The 17,837-nt window shown below is 59.6% G+C and carries 16 protein-coding genes and 1 tRNA gene; 6 read left to right on the top strand and 11 right to left on the bottom strand.

Annotated elements, in window-relative coordinates:
• Nucleotides 1-122 precede the first annotated feature (122 nt).
• The gene (rpoZ, locus tag BLW69_RS10370) at nucleotides 123-530 is read right to left on the bottom strand and encodes a DNA-directed RNA polymerase subunit omega (RefSeq protein WP_062454756.1); all 408 of its coding nucleotides are present in this window, start codon (nucleotides 528-530) and stop codon (nucleotides 123-125) included.
• Between the two features lie 279 nt (nucleotides 531-809).
• On the opposite strand from rpoZ, the gene BLW69_RS10365 reads away from it, so the two are divergent.
• Nucleotides 810-1,388 carry a LabA-like NYN domain-containing protein gene (locus tag BLW69_RS10365; RefSeq protein ID WP_062453393.1) on the top strand — a complete coding sequence of 193 codons (579 nt, stop codon included), beginning with the start codon at nucleotides 810-812 and terminating at the stop codon, nucleotides 1,386-1,388.
• 60 nt (nucleotides 1,389-1,448) lie between these two features.
• Here the strand turns inward: BLW69_RS10365 and BLW69_RS10360 are convergent, their stop codons facing one another.
• From BLW69_RS10360 to dapA, 3 genes are all read right to left on the bottom strand, one after another.
• On the bottom strand, nucleotides 1,449-2,417 hold the full coding sequence (locus BLW69_RS10360; protein WP_092661804.1) for a lysylphosphatidylglycerol synthase transmembrane domain-containing protein: 969 nt from the start codon (nucleotides 2,415-2,417) through the stop codon (nucleotides 1,449-1,451).
• Between the two features lie 115 nt (nucleotides 2,418-2,532).
• A complete protein-coding gene (gene smpB / locus BLW69_RS10355) occupies nucleotides 2,533-3,009 on the bottom strand; it encodes an SsrA-binding protein SmpB (protein WP_062453395.1) in 477 nt (158 codons plus the stop codon).
• A gap of 109 nt (nucleotides 3,010-3,118) precedes the next feature.
• Complete coding sequence (dapA, locus tag BLW69_RS10350) at nucleotides 3,119-4,003, bottom strand: 4-hydroxy-tetrahydrodipicolinate synthase (protein WP_092662509.1); 885 nt, start codon at nucleotides 4,001-4,003, stop codon at nucleotides 3,119-3,121.
• 233 nt (nucleotides 4,004-4,236) lie between these two features.
• Between dapA and BLW69_RS10345 the strand changes: the two genes are divergently transcribed.
• A complete protein-coding gene (locus tag BLW69_RS10345; protein WP_092661802.1) occupies nucleotides 4,237-6,396 on the top strand; it encodes a lytic transglycosylase domain-containing protein in 2,160 nt (719 codons plus the stop codon).
• Between the two features lie 90 nt (nucleotides 6,397-6,486).
• Here the strand turns inward: BLW69_RS10345 and BLW69_RS10340 are convergent, their stop codons facing one another.
• The 6 genes from BLW69_RS10340 to BLW69_RS10315 form a co-directional block, all read right to left on the bottom strand.
• Nucleotides 6,487-7,545, bottom strand: a complete 1,059-nt coding sequence (locus tag BLW69_RS10340) for a porin (RefSeq protein ID WP_062453397.1) — start codon at nucleotides 7,543-7,545, stop codon at nucleotides 6,487-6,489.
• 339 nt (nucleotides 7,546-7,884) lie between these two features.
• Entirely contained in the window at nucleotides 7,885-8,937 is a 1,053-nt protein-coding gene (locus BLW69_RS10335) for a porin (protein ID WP_092661800.1), read from the bottom strand.
• A 419-nt stretch (nucleotides 8,938-9,356) separates the two neighbouring features.
• On the bottom strand, nucleotides 9,357-10,424 hold the full coding sequence (locus tag BLW69_RS10330) for a porin (protein WP_062453399.1): 1,068 nt from the start codon (nucleotides 10,422-10,424) through the stop codon (nucleotides 9,357-9,359).
• A 359-nt stretch (nucleotides 10,425-10,783) separates the two neighbouring features.
• Nucleotides 10,784-10,874 (bottom strand) — tRNA-Ser (locus BLW69_RS10325).
• An 85-nt stretch (nucleotides 10,875-10,959) separates the two neighbouring features.
• Complete coding sequence (locus BLW69_RS10320; RefSeq protein WP_092661798.1) at nucleotides 10,960-11,757, bottom strand: aldolase/citrate lyase family protein; 798 nt, start codon at nucleotides 11,755-11,757, stop codon at nucleotides 10,960-10,962.
• 30 nt (nucleotides 11,758-11,787) lie between these two features.
• Nucleotides 11,788-13,008 carry an NAD(P)/FAD-dependent oxidoreductase gene (locus tag BLW69_RS10315; RefSeq protein ID WP_092661796.1) on the bottom strand — a complete coding sequence of 407 codons (1,221 nt, stop codon included), beginning with the start codon at nucleotides 13,006-13,008 and terminating at the stop codon, nucleotides 11,788-11,790.
• Between the two features lie 235 nt (nucleotides 13,009-13,243).
• Here BLW69_RS10315 and BLW69_RS10310 point away from each other — a divergent pair, with 235 nt between their 5' ends.
• On the top strand, nucleotides 13,244-13,588 hold the full coding sequence (locus BLW69_RS10310; RefSeq protein ID WP_244474013.1) for a hypothetical protein: 345 nt from the start codon (nucleotides 13,244-13,246) through the stop codon (nucleotides 13,586-13,588).
• A gap of 121 nt (nucleotides 13,589-13,709) precedes the next feature.
• A complete protein-coding gene (locus tag BLW69_RS10305) occupies nucleotides 13,710-14,819 on the top strand; it encodes a pyridoxal phosphate-dependent aminotransferase (RefSeq protein WP_092661794.1) in 1,110 nt (369 codons plus the stop codon).
• Nucleotides 14,820-15,010: 191 nt separating this feature from the next.
• On the opposite strand, the gene BLW69_RS10300 is transcribed toward BLW69_RS10305, so the two are convergent.
• On the bottom strand, nucleotides 15,011-15,277 hold the full coding sequence (locus tag BLW69_RS10300) for an SEL1-like repeat protein (protein WP_062453404.1): 267 nt from the start codon (nucleotides 15,275-15,277) through the stop codon (nucleotides 15,011-15,013).
• 521 nt (nucleotides 15,278-15,798) lie between these two features.
• On the opposite strand from BLW69_RS10300, the gene BLW69_RS10290 reads away from it, so the two are divergent.
• Nucleotides 15,799-16,149: a DUF2147 domain-containing protein gene (locus tag BLW69_RS10290; protein WP_062453406.1), complete on the top strand. Its 351-nt coding sequence runs from the start codon at nucleotides 15,799-15,801 to the stop codon at nucleotides 16,147-16,149.
• A gap of 176 nt (nucleotides 16,150-16,325) precedes the next feature.
• On the top strand, nucleotides 16,326-17,828 hold the full coding sequence (gene amn, locus BLW69_RS10285; protein ID WP_062579764.1) for an AMP nucleosidase: 1,503 nt from the start codon (nucleotides 16,326-16,328) through the stop codon (nucleotides 17,826-17,828).
• Nucleotides 17,829-17,837 lie beyond the last annotated feature (9 nt).

Raw genomic sequence — 17,837 nt, 5'->3', positions numbered from 1 at the left:
TCGATACCGGGTCCAACAAAATAAAAATGGCGCGCCAACCATCAGATCAGCGCGGCCATCATAGATATCAAGACAGATTAGGGCGAGAGAATGAACTGTCCCTTGCCCAAACAATGCATCAATCAGTAATCGTCGCTCTTTTCCGGCGGCACAAGGCCTTCGATACCGGCGAGAAGGTCTTCTTCCGACATCTGGTCGAAATTGACGGTTTCCGCGGCGCCGTCTTCCTCGTCGTTGCCAGAGGCTGTCGACGTGCTGCCGGCAGCAATCAGGGTTGCCGGATCGGGCTCGGGCTCGTCGATCTCGACATGCTTCTGCAGCGAATGGATCAGGTCTTCCTTCAGGTCGTCGGGAGACAGCGTTTCGTCGGCGATTTCGCGCAGTGCGACGACCGGGTTCTTGTCATTGTCGCGATCGATGGTGATCGCTGCGCCCTGCGAGATCTGGCGGGCACGGTGGCTGGCGAGAAGCACCAGCTCAAAACGATTATCGACTTTGTCAATGCAATCTTCTACTGTGACACGGGCCATTGCCTGTCCTTTGCGGTCGTTATTTTCGGAATTGCTACGCCCGATACAGCCATTGCCGGCGAAATTCAAGTTTATTCATGCCGACTGCCGCATGCCGCCGACCGTGGTGGCGATGACTCTGGCCAGATTCAACGAAAGGTTGCTTGGATAAAAGCGAATCCTACCATAAATGACATTTATATGATTAGCTGGTAATTTAACCGATAAATACCTAAGCGATCGGCTCAACTTTTCATTTGACGGGTCCTTGGTCAAGCAGCTTGAAGGGGATGGAGACATATGTTTGACCCAAGAGAGAAGATAGCTCTCTTTATCGACGGTGCTAATCTTTACGCGGCCTCGAAAAGCCTTGGTTTCGATATTGATTACCGTAAGCTTCTGAAGGCTTTTCAGAAGCGCGGCTATCTGTTGCGTGCCTATTACTATACGGCGCTGATCGAGGATCAGGAATATTCGTCGATCAGGCCGCTGATCGACTGGCTGGATTACAACGGCTACAAGGTTGTGACAAAGCCCGCCAAGGAATTCACGGATTCGCTTGGCCGCCGCAAAATCAAGGGCAACATGGATATCGAGCTCGCGATCGATGCGATGGAACAGGCCGAGACCGTTGATCATCTCGTGCTATTTTCGGGCGATGGCGACTTCACCAATCTTGTCGAAGCGCTGCAGCGCCGCGGTCGCAAGGTCTCGGTCGTTTCGACGATGCAGACGCAGCCGCCGATGATCGCCGACGACCTGCGCCGGCAGGCCGATCATTTCATCGATCTGATGACACTGAAAGCCGAAGTGGGCCGCGATCCATCGGAACGCGCACCACGGCCGACGGAGCCTGCTCCCGAACCGGCCGAAGGCTGAGATCATCCCTGGAATGAGAAAGGCGCCGTTCGACGGCGCCTTTTTTGTTGGGGAAAACGACTAGGCCGAATGCGGCTCCGGCGTCACCGAAGATGACGCCCCCTGCCCGGCGCTGCGCTTTCGTGCACGAAACACGCCCTCGACGATCAGGGCCAGGGGAAGCCCGATAAAGAACGGAATGAAGAAGTAGATCACTCGGAACGCGACAAGCGAACCAATCGACGCCTGGTCGCCCATTACATGACGAACCGTTGCCTCGAGGACTCCGAGGCCACCGGGCGCATGGGTAATGAGGATTGCAAGATTGGCGAGCACGAACGCGGTCGCGGCCTTCAGGTAGCTGACATCGGCGCTCGCTGCCATGACTTCGCGCAGACAGGCGGATACGAGCGCGAAATTGATCGTGCCGATTACCACCTGTGCGATGGCGATCCTGAGCGTCGGCATTTCAAAGCTCCAGGAGCGGATCTTCAAAGGCGCGCGCACCGTTGCCGCGAGGATGAGATATACACCCGTCACGGCGAGGCAGGCAAAACCGATCCCCATGACCATCGCCTCCGACAGCCGCAGGACTGTTGCGGCATCCTTCGGATTGATAATCATCACGATGCCCGACAGAACGGCCATGCCGATGCCGACAGTGACACCGGAAAACAGAACGATCTTGGCAACGTCCTCGGTGCTCATGCCCCAGTGATGATAGTAGCGATAGCGCAGCGCGCCGCTGCTGAGACCCGACAGGCCGACACTCTGGCCGATCGACAGCGCGATGAAGGAGGCAAGGCCGATCTTGGGATAGGAGAGGTCGTTCTTCACGTAGCGCACGCCAGCCCAATCAAAGCCGGACAGGCAGACATAGGACCCGGCGGCAAACAGGCCCGCCATGACGAGATTGTAGGTCGGGATATCCCGGACGGACTGGACTATGTCGCTGAGCGAGTATTCGCGGAACGTGTGGTACAGAAGGTAGCCGGCGGCGCCGAAGCCGATGACAATCGTGATGTAGGTAAAGATCTGCTTTTTCGTCATCGCCCACTTGCCCCAAAATAACGAGCTGAAACGGGCGATGTATGGTTTTGTTCCGCAGTGAGGGTTCTCAAGCTCGCTCGAGCACGCGCTTAACGCGACGACCGACGGGTCAGCCTCAACCGGCCTTGAAAAGCCGCGACTTCTCGCGGTTCCAGTCGCGTTCCTTCTCGGTCTCGCGCTTGTCGTGCAGCTTCTTGCCCTTGGCGAGCGCCAGTTCGAGTTTCGCGCGACCCTTTTCATTGAAGTAGATCTTCAACGGCACCAGCGTCATGCCTTCACGGTTGATACCGACACGCAGGCGGGAGATCTCGCGCTTCGACAAAAGCAGCTTCCGGCGACGGCGCGGCTCGTGGTTGAAGCGGTTGGCCTGCAGATATTCCGGAAGATGGCTGTTGATCAGCCAGATTTCATTGCCTTCGTCGGAGGCGTAGGACTCGGCGATATTTGCCTTGCCGTCACGCAGCGACTTGACCTCGGTGCCGGTCAGCATGATGCCGGCTTCGTAGGTATCGAGGATCTCGTAATTGAAGCGGGCCTTGCGGTTTTCCGCGACAATCTTGTTCACCGTGCGCTGGCTGCCTTTGGGGGCCATTGAAATCTTCCGTCGCCCTTCATCTGAAACACAATCCCCGCCCATGGGCGATGAGCGGGGTTCGATTTCTATGTAATGCGCCAGGCAGCAAAAGTGAAGCGCTGCGGCTTCAGTTCAGGATACCCGCATGACGCAGTGCTGCATCAATGGCAGCTTCCGTCGCCGGTTCCAGCGTCGACATCAGTGGAGAGCGGACGGCGCGGTTCAGACCGCGGACCTTGTAAAGCCCGTATTTCGAACCGCAGACGCCGGGCTCCATGAAGATCGCCTTGTGCAGCGGCATCAGGCGATCCTGATACTCGAGTGCCTTGGCATAATCGCCGGCAAGCGTGGCGGCCTGGAACTCGGCACAAAGCCGCGGCGCGACATTGGCCGTCACCGAGATGCAGCCGACGCCACCATGGGCGTTGAAGCCAAGTGCCGTCGCATCCTCGCCGGACAGCTGCACAAATTCCGACCCGCAGGTGATGCGCTGTTCGGAGACGCGCTCGATCTTGCCGGTCGCATCCTTGACGCCGACGATGTTCTTGTAGGCCTTGGTAAGGAAACCCATCGTTTCCGGGGTCATGTCGATGACCGACCGGCCGGGAATGTTGTAGATGATGATCGGCAGATCGGTTGCTTCGGCGACCGCGGAAAAATGCGCGATCAGGCCCTTCTGGGTCGGCTTGTTGTAATAGGGTGTGACCACCAGAAGCGCATCGGCGCCCGCGGTCTGCGCATGCTGGGCAAGCTCGATCGCTTCGCGGGTGTTGTTGGACCCGGCGCCGGCGATGACAGGGACGCGGCCGCGGGCGGCCTCGACGCACAGTTCAACGACCCGCTTGTGTTCGTCGTGCGAGAGCGTCGGAGATTCGCCGGTCGTGCCGACCGGGACCAGACCGGAACTGCCTTCCGAGATCGTCCACTCCACATGCGCGGCGAAAGCATCCTCGTCCACCGCGCCGTCGGTGGAGAAGGGGGTGACGAGAGCGGGGATCGATCCCTTGAACATGCAAAACTCCCAAAGGCCGAAGGGCATGGTACAATCCATGCTTCGGCCGTAATCCGCGACTATAAGGCTGGGCACCATAAATCGGCGACCGGGCGGCGACAAGCGGAAGTACATGGGTTTTCAGCGTAAATCCCACTTAAGAATTCGCGCGATCGTGACCGCTGTGGTAAGGTTTTGTTAAGCTTGTCAGCAGCTAATAAGGGGTCTGAAACATCGTTGTCGCGAGTTGCCGGATGAGCAAACCCGTTGTAATCCTCAAGACGCTCTGGGCAGCGCTGTCAATCAGCGTCGCGGTCCTGCCGGCTTACGCTGCACCTCCAGGTTCCAATGCAGGCGTCGCACCGCTGCCATTCGTGAGGCCGGACGCTCCCGCTGCAATCCAGGGCTTCACCACCGTTCCGACGCCCGTCCCTGCGCCACCGACAACACCACCGGCCACTCCGGCGCTGGTTCCCGTGCCGGACATTACCGGCGCAATCCCCAGGATGAACCGGCCGCTTGCGACGCCCGCTCCCGCCCCTGCTCTCAAGGCCGGTCTCGATGCACTCTCCGACAACGATGCCTCACAGGCGATCGCCATGCGCGACAGCCTGCCGGAAGGCTCGCTCGACGAAAAGATCCTGACCTGGGCGATTGCCACCTCGGGCGCCCGCGGTATTCCTTCGAGCGAAATTGCCGCTGCGCAGCGCAGGCTCGTCGGATGGCCTGGGCTTTCCACCCTGCGGGCGCAGTCCGAACGCGCGCTCTACCGCGAAAACCCGACGCCGGCCCAGGTGCTTGCCGCTTTCGGCACGACGAAACCGGAAACGCCGGAAGGTGCCGTCATTCTATCGAGGGCGTTGGTGGCAAGCGGCAAACATGCCGATGCCGGGCGCATCCTGAAAAACATCTGGGCATCCGAGCCGCTGGACAAGCCGATGGAAGACCGGATCCTTGCCGAGTTTTCTGCGCTTCTTTCGCCTGCGGATCACCGGGCGCGGATGGATTACCTGATGTACCGCAGCCGCGGCGCGCAGGCGAAGCGCTTTGCCGAGCTCGGCGGTTCGCAATCGCTCTACAAGGCGTGGAACGCCGTCATCGTCAACGCAAAGACGGCAGGACCGGCGATCGAGGCAATTGACCGTTCGCTGGCAAGCGATCCGGCTACCCTGTTCGTGCGGATCGAATATCTGCGCCGCCAGGACAAGTACCAGGAGGCCGCAGCGCTTCTTGCAAAGGCTCCGCGCGAAGCGGGCCGTCTGATCAACACCAGCGAATGGTGGAACGAGCAGCGAATCGTTGCCCGCGGGCTCGCCGATCTCGGCGATGTCAGGCTGGCCTACCGGACGGTGTCCGACCCAATTGCGGCTCTCTCCACCGACAAGGTGGATGCGGAATTCCATGCGGGCTGGTACGCGCTGCGGGCGCTCAACGATCCGGCCACAGCCGAAAAGCATTTCTCGAGGATTCTTGCCGCCTCGAGCCGTCCGCTCTCGGCATCGCGCGCGCTCTACTGGCTCGGACGCGCCGCGGAAGCTGGCGGACCGGGTTCCTCATCGGAATTCTACAGCCGCGCTGCCCGGTTCCCCGGCACATTCTATGGCCAGCTCGCCGCCGCAAGGCTGGGCACGCGGACGCTCGATGTCAGTTATCCGACGCCATCGGCAGCCGACCGGCAGATGTTCGAAAACCGCGAGGCCGTTCGGGCTATCGCAAGACTGGACGCCGCCGGCCACGATCGCCGGTCGGCAGCGCTTTACAAGGCACTTGGCGAAGAGCTGACAAGCCCCGGTGAACTCGCGCTGCTTTCGTCACGCGCGGAAGCGCAGGGCGACCATGCGCTGTCGCTCTCGATCGGCAAGAGTGCCTTTTCGCGCGGCATCGACGTTGCAGCGCTTGCCTATCCGCTCGGCGTCATTCCAACGGCTGCCAATATCGAGGGGTCCGGCAAGGCGCTTGCCTACGCGATCGCCCGTCAGGAAAGCGCGTTCAATCCGACAGCCGTGTCACCGGCCAACGCCCGCGGGCTGCTACAGATCCTGACGACGACCGCCCAGGGCGTGGCGAGGCGCCACGGGCTGGCCTTCAAGGCAGACCGATTGACCAGCGATGCCGGCTATAACGCGACGCTCGGTGCCCATTATCTGGGGGAGCAGATCGAGACGTTCGGCGGCTCCTACATCATGACATTTATCGCCTACAATGCGGGGCCGAAACGGGTGAACGAGTGGATTGCCCGCTATGGCGATCCTCGCGGCAAGCCGATCGATGAAGTCGTCGACTGGATCGAGCGCATCCCCTTCCCCGAAACGCGCAACTATGTGCAGCGGGTAATGGAGAACTACCAAGTCTACAAGGTCAGGCTCGGACAGACGTCGGATATCGTGACAGACCTGCGGTTGGGGCGCCGATAATCTTATCTTCCAACGCCCGGTTCGTCTGATCACACCCCAAAATGCAAAAAGGCCCGGCAATGCCGGGCCTTTCGCGTTTGATCGCAGAAATCAGAATGTGCGCTGGAAGCGCAAGAGACCCGACCATGCTTCGTCGTCGAGCGTGGCGTTGTTCCACTTGGTGTAGGCAATTTCCGGCTGGATCAGGAAGCCCTGGATCGGCGTCCACTGCAGGTTGGCGACAGCCGAAAGGACGTCGCTATCAGAGTAGGAAACCTGCATGTTGGCAGCAAGGTCTTCGTTGAACTCGTAACCGGCACCACCCCAGACGGCCCAATCACCCCAGCCGAAGCCATCAATGATTTCAGGTGCATAGGAGTTGAAGCTATCGCCGTCGCTGTTCCAGCCACCCATCAGGAAGGCGGTGAAAGCGCCGAACTTGCCGCCGACACGTGCCTTGACGGCACCTTCTTCAGCCGATTCGTCGTAACCACCGGTTACGCCGACCATGAAATTGCCTGTGTCGTATTTCAGACCAGCGGCAACATTCGGCCAGTCGCTGGCGCCACCGGCGGTGTCGTTGTCGTTCTGGCCGTCGTCTTCGAGAGCGGCGAATGCCGAGAAGCCGTTGCCACCCTTGTAGGTGTAAGCAACCATGTTGACTTCGCTCGGGCCGTAATTGATGACGTCGTCGCTGTCGACGTTACCAGCGTAATCGATGAAGGATTCATAGAGCGAATCCTGCAGGCCGACCGCAAAGCCGCCGAGTTCGATCGTCGCAACCATCAGGCGCGTACGGGTATTTTCTTCGTAGCCGTAAGACGGGTTATGCGGATCGTAGTCGAAGCGCGCCGTGAGGTTGGTCTTCAGCGTGCCCATTTCGGTGTCCGAAGCGGTGCTGAGATAGAGCTCTGCGCGGCTGTTGGTGTAGAGACCATCGGCATCCGGGCTGTAAGCGCTGCCATAAGCGGCATCAAAACGGACGCGACCGCCGACCTTGAGGCAGGTTTCGGTGCCTGGAATGTAGAAGTAGCCGGTGCCGAACGCGTCGCAGACGCGGACGTATTCCATGGGTTCCGGTTCGGCGGCGACGATGGCGTCGGCGGCCTGAGCGCCGGAGACTGCTGCGAGCGCAGCAGCGGAGCCAAGAAGAAGGCTCTTAATGTTCATTTTGTAATCTCCAAACAAACGCAGATGAAACAATGCATGTCGTAAAACAAGGTCGTCCATGGAAGCAGGAATCACCCCGAGTCGCGTGGTCGGCTGCCGAGACGCTAGTCGTCGATCAACTTTGCGGCAACGAAATCGGCACTGTTGTGTCCATTAGCGCCTCAATCGAACCGGTCGGTGTTGCAAGCATTCATCAGTTTGTTCGTGTGTTCTAAATCGCTGAAGAGCGGACGATGCTGCGTTGCAGCGAATCATCCAGCGGCCGGCCGAATCAAACGCCGAAACGCAAAAGGCCCGGCAGAAGCCGGGCCTTTCGTAAAACCAAATCCTTTTAAAGGATCAGAACGTGCGCTGAAGGCGAACCATACCAGCGAACTGGTCTTCGTCGATTGCATCCCAGCTCGTGTAGGAGATTTCTGGCTGGATCAGGAGGCCGGAAACCGGGGTCCACTGAACGTTACCAGTTGCTGCGAAGGTTTCGTTGTCCGTGTAGGAAAGCTGTACGTTTGCAGCAACCTTGTCGGTGAACTTGTAGCCTGCGCCACCCCAAACAGCCCAGTCACCCCAGCTCGTGCCGACGCTGTCGCCAGGCGCGTACTTGTTGGTGGTGTCGCCGTCTGTGTTCCAGCCGCCGAGAAGGAAGGCCGAGAATGCGCCGAAGGTGCCGGAGATGCGCGCCTTGATTGCGCCTTCTTCCTGCGACTCGTCGTAACCACCGACGAGCGAAGCAGCGAACGTGCCGCTGTCGTACTTGATACCGGCAACAGCATCCGGCCAATCGCTTGCGCCGCCTGGGATGTCGTTGTCGTTGGTGCCGTCGTCTTCGAGCGAGACTACAGCCTTGAAGCCGTTGCCACCGTCAAAGGTGTAGGTAACCTGGTTCAGTTCGAACGGGCCGTAGGAGATCACGTCATCGTTGATGACGTCGCCAGCGTAGCCGGAGAACGACGAATACTGCGAGTCAGCAAGACCAACCAGGAAGCCACCCCAAGTGATGTTGGCTTCGATCAGACGCGTGCGCGTGTTTTCTTCGAAACCAGCGGCCGAGTTGTGCGGGTTGTAGTCGAAACGAGCTACGATACGGGTCTTCAGTGCACCCCATTCGGTGTCGGAAGCTGTGTCGAGCGAGATGTGCGCGCGGCTGTTGGTGTACAGGCCATCGCTGTTTGGCGTGTAGGCATCAGCATAGCCTGCGTCGAAACGAACGTAACCGCCGATCTTGAGGCAGGTTTCCGTGCCTGGGATGTAGAAGTAACCCGTGCCGAAAGCGTCGCAAACGCGAACGTATTCCATTGGCTCCGGCTCAGCAGCGACGATAGCGTCAGCGGCCTGGGCACCGGAAACTGCTGCGAGAGCTGCAGCGGAGCCGAGAAGAAGGCTCTTGATGTTCATATTTGACCTCCAGTCAAAGTTTCAAAAGGGGTGAGTAGCTTGCTGGAGCCAGCACATCTGCCCCTCCCCGCGACTCAAGAAACGGCGACGAACCGACGCGCTTCATGTCCCGAAGCTACGAGACCTTCCCAATTGTGACAAGTAAATCACAAGCTTCGATGCGCGTTTTTGGTGTTTATTTGCAAAAGTGTTGCAACGTTTCATCGCATTGGTTTCGAGCGTTAACCAACACTTAATAAACGGGCCGGGAATCAGCGTTCCGCGACGCGTCGAGGAACTGGTGACCACCTCAGTTGCGGGAGAGAATCACCAGACGGCCGTGACCGATGGCGACAGAAACAGCCGGCAGTTTCGTCGCCCCAAACGACAAAAGGCCCGGCGTGAGCCGGGCCTTCCGTCAAACAATCCTTGGGTAAGGATTAGAACGTGCGCTGAAGGCGAACCATACCGGTCCACTGATCGTCGTCCATCTGCGCGTTGTCGACGCTCGTGTACGAAACTTCTGGCTGGATCAGGAGGCCCGAAACTGGGGTCCACTTGACGTTTGCCGTAGCAGCAAGAACTTCGGAGTCGGTGTAGCCAACCTGTACGTTAGCAGCAACCTTGTCGGTGAACTTGTAGCCAGCGCCACCCCAAACAGCCCAGTCACCCCAACCAACGACTGCGTCGCCGTAGTTCGTGCCTGGTGCGTACTTGTTGGTGCCGTCGCCGTCCGAGTTCCAGCCGCCCATGAGGAAGGCCGAGAATGCGCCGAACTTGCCGGAGATACGGCCCTTTACAGCGCCTTCTTCCTGCGATTCGTCGTAACCGCCGACGAGCGAAGCAGCGAACGTGCCGTTGTCGTACTTAGCGCCGAGAACTGCATCCGGCCAGTCGCTTGCGCCGCCTGGGATGTCGTTGTCGTTGGTGCCGTCGTCTTCAAGCGAAGCAACAACCTTGAAGCCGTTGCCAGCGTCGAAGGTGTAGGAAACCTGGTTGAGTTCGAAAGGACCGTAGGAGATCACGTCATCGTTGATGACGTCGCCAGCGTAACCCGAGAACTGCGAGTACTGCGAGTCAGCGAGACCGACCAGGAAGCCGCCCCAGGTGATGTAAGCCTGGTTCAGACGTGTACGAGTGTTTTCTTCGTAGCCGAACTGCGGATGATGTGGGTTGTAGTCGAAACGAGCTACGATCTTGGTCTTCAGAGCGCCCCATTCGGTGTCCGAAGCGGTGTCGAGCGAGATGTGAGCGCGAGTGTTGGTGTACGAACCTTCGCGGTCGAGGCGGTATGCGTCGTTGTACTTAGCGTCGAAACGAACGTAACCACCAACCTTGAGGCAGGTTTCCGTGCCCGGGATGTAGAAGTAACCTGTGCCGAAAGCGTCGCAAACGCGAACGTATTCCATTGGCTCCGGCTCAGCAGCGACGATCGCGTCAGCAGCCTGGGCGCCGGAAACTGCTGCGAGAGCTGCAGCGGAGCCGAGAAGAAGGCTCTTGATGTTCATATTTGACCTCCAGTCAAAGTTTCATATGGGGATGGGTCTTTTGCTAAAGGCCAGCGTTCCCTGCCCGTCCCCGGGACTTTGAAAACGGACGAACCACCGCCGCGCTTCCGTGGTTCAAATTACAAATGCAGGCCGCGCATGCAATCGCGAACTGGCCATCCGCACCTTCTACCCACCTGCTTCACAAACCCGTGTTGCCGAAAGAGCACAAAAGCACCTCGGGCGACCGTTAAAAGTTTACACATCGTTAAGAAACACATTGGAAAGCAGCCACTTAGGCTTCGCGCAAGGTTCAGCGAACTACGCGCGCAACAGCGATTCTAGGATCGCAAATCGATTGGGATTTTGAAGTTTGGGAATGGCGGAGAGGATGGGATTCGAACCCACGATACGGTTTTGCCGTATACTCCCTTAGCAGGGGAGCGCCTTCGACCACTCGGCCACCTCTCCGGTCCGGCCTGATTATTTCGGAACGTTGCCGATTGCAAGGTCTTTCGCAGGCCGATCCCGATTCGAGACCGGAATAGGCGTGGAATCAGTAGCTGGCAGGCCCTGCTCCGCCCGAACCGCGTCCATAGCGACCGGCGAGCGTCTTCAGCGCAGAGGTATAGAGTGCGACATCGGCACCGACGGCCACGAACGTAGCGCCGAGATCGAGATAGCGGCGGTTGAGTTCTTCGTCGAAGGTCAAGATGCCGGCCGGTTTGCCGGCGGCGACGATTCGGCGAATCGCGTTCTCGATCACGTCCTGCACTTGCGGTGCACCGATCTGGCCGCGAAAACCCATGTCGGCAGAGAGATCGGCCGGACCGATGAAGATGCCGTCAACGCCTTCGACCTCCGCGATTCGCTCGATGTCATCGATCGCCGCCATGGTTTCGACCTGCACCAGAAGGCAGATCTCGTCTGCAGCCGTGTCTGTATAGTCTGCGATCGCGTTGAAGGCGGACGCGCGGGCAACGGCTGCACCCACGCCGCGCTTTCCCTCCGGCGGATAGCGGACGGCATCAACCAGTGCTTTCGCCTGCTCGGCGGAATCGACCATCGGCACCAGAAGCGTGCGGGCGCCGATGTCGAGCAGTTGCTTGATCATCCAGGTTTCGCCCATCGGCGGGCGAACAACGGCTTCCGATGAGGAGGAGGACAGGGCCTGCAACTGCGCCATGATGCTGCGCAGGTCGTTCGGTCCGTGTTCGCCATCGATGACCAGCCAGTCGAAGCCCGCATGGCCGGCAATTTCCGCCGGCAACGGCTCGGCCATGTTGAGCCAGAGGCCGATTTGCGGCAGGCCGGCTTGCAAACGAGCCTTGAAGGCGTTTTTCGGTGCCGGCATGGTATCTCCTTTTAAAAAATGCTGTCTTTATTACGCGAGCAACTGCTTGAGGTCGGTCGCCGGATCGGCGATCAGCGCCTTGTCTGCCGTCAGGCCGTTGTCCAGCAGCTTCTTGCCGGTCACATAGGCCTTGGCGTCGTTGATCGCATCCACCGCGATCAGGCGGCCCTCGCGGAAATACCAGATCGAGACGCTGCCTTCCCGGCTGCCCGGCCGCATCACTGTCTCGTCGTAGCCGAGGTTGAACCCGGCGATCTGCAGCTTCACGTCATACTGGTCGGACCAGAACCACGGCTTTGCCTCGTAGGGCTCGGCTGACCCGGTCAGGGTCGCGGCAACCGATTCGGCCTGGTCGACTGCGTTCTGCACCGACTCGAGACGGATATTGTTGCCCTTCCAGGGCAGCATGGCGCAATCGCCCATGGCAAAGATTGCCGGATCGGACGTGCGGGCATGGTCGTCGACGAGGATGCCATTGCCGACATCGAGGCCGCATTGCTGGGCCAGCCGGTCGTTCGGCGTGACGCCGATACCGACGATGACGAAATCGATATCGATGACCGTGCCATCGGACAACTCGGCCCCGCGAACCCGGCCGTCCTCGCCGATCAGGCGGGTAAGGCCTGTCTTTTCCCGGATGACGACACCATGCTCGGCGTGAATGGCCCGCATCACGTCGGCGGTTTCCTTCGACGCGACTCGCTGGAGAATGCGGTCAGCCATCTCGATGAGCGTCACTTCAAGCCCGAGATGGCGGGCGACGGCTGCGGCTTCGAGGCCGATATAGCCACCGCCGATGATCAGAAGCCGGCGACCTGCCTTCATCTCGTCGGCGAGGAGATCGGCGTTGCGCTTGTCACGGACGGTAAAGACACCCGTGAGATCACCGCCGATGCTGGCTGGAAGGGTGCGCGGCGTCGAGCCGGTAGTCAGCGCCAGATGTTCATATTCGAGGACAGACCCGTCCTGCATTCGGATCGTCTTTGCATCCCGGTCGATTTCTTCGACAAAGGTCGAGAGCCGGAGCTCGACATCGTGTTCCGCAAACCAGGTTTCCGGGCGAAACGTCAGGCGGTCGAAACTCATCTCGCCCATCAGGTACTTCTTGGACAGTGGCGGCCGCTGATAGGGAATGACATCTTCGGAGCCAATCATCGTGATCGGCCGCTCATCCTTCAGCGCTCTCAGCTTGGCGGCGAGCGCGAACCCGGCCTGCCCTGCCCCGACGATCACCAATCTACCTGCTGCCACGCCCTGCTCCCATCGCGAAAAACTCGCGGCTGAAGGGGTAGCGCCGCCCCGGCGACCCGTCAACAGCCCGATTTCGGCACACTAACGGTGCAACTTGCGCAACGCGTGATCATGACGCGACGAAAACGCGCAGATCAGCGGCATTTTACCCATCTGTTTCAGAATGATTCATAAAAAGAGGAATAAAGTCATAGTCGAGGACGAGAACGAGGGAGGCGATCTGCCGGGTACGATGATGAAGGATACCGCACACGACCATGCTCATACGGGCGATCGGGCATTTGAAAAGTTTACGATAGACCGGCCTGGCCGGATCATCTTTGTCGGACACCATCTCTCGACCAATACCGCCTTCCGCTGCCTGATCCGGACAATCTCTCTTTATGGCGCCGAACTGGACGTCAGTCCCAGCCTGCCGGTACCGGCCAACTTCTTCCTGGAAATCCTCGGCATTCACGACGAAATCGGCTGCACCGTGATGCGCCGCGAAGAGGAGAAGGTCACGGTCGCCTTCAACATGCTGATCGATGCGGAATTCCTGCATCACGTCATCCGGCTTTCGTTCGAAACGAGCCACTAAGCCGGGTCGTCGTCAGGGGCATAGTTTTGCTTCATGCGCGCTATCAGCGGCCTTGTCCGCCCTTGCACGCCGTTCAAAGCCCCCTATTGTGTGCGGACTTTTTGAACCGGATCCTGATATCATGTCTTCATTCTCGCGCTTCATGCCGCTCATTGGCGCTCTTCCCGCGACCGTTCCCTTTGTCGGCCCCGAGGCCATTGAGCGCGCCAGAGGGCGTGCCGTGCAAGCCCGGATTGGCGCCAACGAGAACGGGTTCGGCCCTGCCCCGTCAGTCATCGAAGCCATGAAGTCCGCAGCCGCAGACAGCTGGAAATATTCGGACCCGGAGAATTACCAGCTGAAGCAGGCGCTTGCCGCGCATCTTGGCTGCAACGCCGAAAACATTGCGATCGGCGAAGGCGTGGACGGGCTGCTCGGGCAGATCGTCCGGATGGTGATCGAGCCCGGAATGCCTGTCGTCTCCTCCTACGGCGCCTATCCGACCTTCAACTTCCACGTCGCCGGCCATGGCGGCACGCTGGTAACGGCGCCCTATCGCGATGATCGCGAAGATCTCGACGCCCTGATGGATACGGTCATCCGCGAAAATGCGCCGCTCGTCTATTTCGCCAATCCCGACAATCCGATGGGCAGTTGGAACGATGCCGAAAAGATCGTGTCCTTCGCGCGGGGCCTGCCGGAAAGCTGCCTGATGGTGCTGGACGAGGCCTATTGCGAAACGGCGCCCGATGGCGCAACGCCGAAGCTTTCGGCATTGATCGACCTGCCGAACATCATCCGCACCCGGACCTTCTCCAAGGCCTATGGTCTGGCGGGCGCGCGGGTCGGCTACACCATCTCGACGCCCGACAACGCCACCGCGTTCGACAAGATCCGCAACCATTTCGGCATGAACCGGGTCGGCGTGGCGGCGGCACTCGCGGCGCTGAAAGACCAGGAGTATCTGGCTGAGGTGATCGACAAGATCAAAGCGTCTCGCGACCGGATCTCGGCGATCGCCCGGGCCAACGGGCTCGAGCCGCTGCCATCGGCGACCAATTTCGTGGCGATCGACTGCGGCCGCGATGGTACCCATGCGCGGGCGATCGTCGACGGTCTGATGGAGCACGGCGTCTTCATTCGTATGCCGGGCGTGGCACCTCTCAACCGCTGCATCCGCATCAGCGCAGGACCGGAGCAGGATCTGGCATTGCTGGAAGAGGCACTGCCGAAAGTTCTGAAGGGTCTCTAGAACAGAAAAAGACCGCGCCGGCCTTGTTTCTGCCGGTCGCGGTCTTTGATCTTCAGCGGCTGCGATTTTTTGCCGGGAACAGCTCCGGTTCGCGCCGCGTCTTCATCCCGTTTTCTCTCTGGTAGGCCCGTGTTCTTGATCGCCGGCCTTCTTGTGGGCCGGTCGCATGATTGCGTGGGCGCTTCACGTCGTTAGTGGATGGTCATCCATTCGCGGGCTGCGCGCAGGGCTTCTGCCAGCTGCATCTTGCTCATCGTTGCGGCGAGATCAGCGCGCAATTCGGCGGCGCGGTCGCAGCCCTTGATCGCGGCAATGTTCAGCCACTTGTGGGCAGAGACCAGATCGACCGGGCAACCCCGACCGGTCGCATACATCAGACCCATGTCGCAGAGAACGTCTGCGCGAGCCTCGCCACCCATGGTGGCCATTTCGGAAGCATTCATTTCAAAGCGTGCCATCGGTTCGTATCCCTGTTTCGAGAACGTTGTTCTTGTCGTCTGCCCTGTTTTCCGTCGGGACCGTCGCTGTCTTGTGCAGCTTGTTATCGGCCCTTCCGGGTGGCGGTTTTTGCCGCTCTTTGATGATTTGAGTATCGGCCAAAGCTTGCAAAAAGCGCCTAAAAAGCATGATTAATTTGCTGAAAACAAAGTGCAAACGCTTGGTAAACTTGGTTTTTTGTTAAACATCGCGGCCCTTGGCTATTAAGGGTTTTGCGGACATTTTTACGAAAAATTCAGATCTGGATTTCAACCCTTTCTTCACCACGAATTCGGGTCGCGTTTTCATCGCGTCGAAATAAACGCGCGTCGCTCGGCAAAAACGGCGGCAGATATCGGCTGATATTCCGCCCCATGCGCAGGCTCAGGATATTTACCTTTACGTGTGCGTAAGCTAGATTTTCCGCTGTTCGCGCGAGGAGGTGCGAACGCTCAGACATATGACCGGTGCGGAAGCGCCGGCTCCGGGAGGGAAAACCATCATGAAACGCATATCGATACTTGCAGCCGCCGTTTCGCTTGCCGTATTCGGCATTGCTGGCACCAGCCATGCGGCAGAAGCGATCGAGGGGAACTGGAAGACCGCGAGCGGCGAGACGGCCGAGATCGGCAAATGCGGCGGCGCCTTCTGCGTGACGCTGAAGACCGGCAAGCATGCGGGACGGCAGATCGGCAAGCTTTCGCCCAAGGGCAGCGACTATACCGGCGAGATCACCGATCCCGAGGCGGACAAGACCTATAGCGGCTCCGGCTCGGTCAGCGGCAATTCGCTCAAGATGAAGGGCTGCGTGATGAAGATCCTGTGCAAGTCGCAGACCTGGACTCGTCTCTGACGCTATCGTCGCGAAAGCAGCAGCAGCGTCTGCCCCAGCGATCCCGTCATTCACCTCGATATCGGTGGGCCGGGATCGCAGTCTTAACTTCGCAGTCGCATCGCGCCGGCGCGTTTCAGGCTGTTATCCTCGGCAGGTGTCGTTTGATTGTCGAAAACTTCCCATTATAATAGCGCATGAACACACGAATCTCTTCACTCCCCGCCCTTGCTTTCATCAGCCCGAGCCCTGTCGCGGCGCAGGCTTTCGACAATGCGGAAGCAGCCGTCGACGCGCTGACAGCGCTTTACGAGCGCAACACGTCCTTCCTGATCGATGCCTTCGGCGCACTTGCGAAGGGTGCGGCCGTGACTGGTCGATACCGCGCCTGCTATCCGCAGGTGATGATCGAGACCACGTCGTTCGGCCATGCGGATTCGCGTCTCTCCTATGGCCACGTGACGTCCCCCGGCGTCTACACGACAACGGTGACCCGGCCGAAACTGTTTCGCCATTACCTGATCGAGCAGCTGGATCTGCTCATTCGCAACCACGGCGTTCCCGTGATCGTGTCGGAATCGACGACACCGATCCCGCTGCATTTTGCATTCGGCGAAGGCGCGCATATCGAGTCGTCCGTCAGCAACGCGATGGCCGACATCCCGATGCGCGACCTGTTCGACACGCCGGATCTCAACAATACCGACGACCTCATCGCCAATGGCGAATACGAGGCCCCGTTCGGCGAGCCTGCGCCGCTTGCGCCGTTTACTGCGCAGCGCATCGATTATTCGCTGGCAAGGCTCAGCCATTATACCGCGACCGGGGCGGAGCATTTCCAGAATTACGTGCTGTTCACGAACTACCAGTTCTACATCGACGAGTTCGCCGCTTGGGCGCGTAAGCTGATGGCGGAAGGTGGCGACGGGTATACGGAGTTCGTGGAGCCGGGCAACATCCTCACCACCGCCGGCAAAGACCGGCCGGAGAACCCGGGCACGATCCGGATGCCGCAAATGCCGGCCTATCACCTGAAGAAGGGCGATCATTCCGGCATTACCCTTGTCAATATCGGCGTCGGGCCTTCCAATGCGAAGACGATTACAGACCATGTCGCCGTGCTGCGTCCGCATGCTTGGCTGATGGTGGGCCACTGCGCGGGCCTGCGCAACAGCCAGCGGCTGGGTGATTACGTGCTTGCCCACGCCTATGTCCGCGAAGATCACGTGCTCGATGACGACCTGCCCGTCTGGATCCCGATCCCGGCGCTTGCCGAAGTGCAGCAAGCGCTCGAAAGCGCCGTCGAGGAAGTGACCGGTTACGAGGGTTTCGAGCTGAAGCGGATCATGCGCACCGGCACAGTGGCGACGATCGACAACCGCAACTGGGAACTGCGCGACCAGCGCGGGCCGGTAAAGCGGCTTTCGCAGTCGAGAGCGATCGCGCTCGACATGGAATCGGCAACGATTGCCGCAAACGGCTTCCGGTTCCGTGTGCCCTATGGAACGCTGCTCTGCGTCTCCGACCGGCCGCTGCATGGCGAACTGAAGCTGCCCGGCATGGCGACGGCGTTCTACCGGACCCAGGTCAGCCAGCATCTGCAGATCGGCATCCGCGCAGTGCAGAAACTGGCGGCGATGCCCACTGAGACGCTGCATTCGCGCAAGCTGCGAAGCTTCTACGAGACGGCTTTCCAGTGACAGCGGGTT

Origin of the sequence: Rhizobium sp. NFR12 (assembly GCF_900108545.1) — a bacterium.
Taxonomy (GTDB): domain Bacteria; phylum Pseudomonadota; class Alphaproteobacteria; order Rhizobiales; family Rhizobiaceae; genus Neorhizobium; species Neorhizobium soli.
Note: the sequence above shows the minus strand (reverse complement) of the source record. Positions and strands in the feature narration are given on the sequence as shown.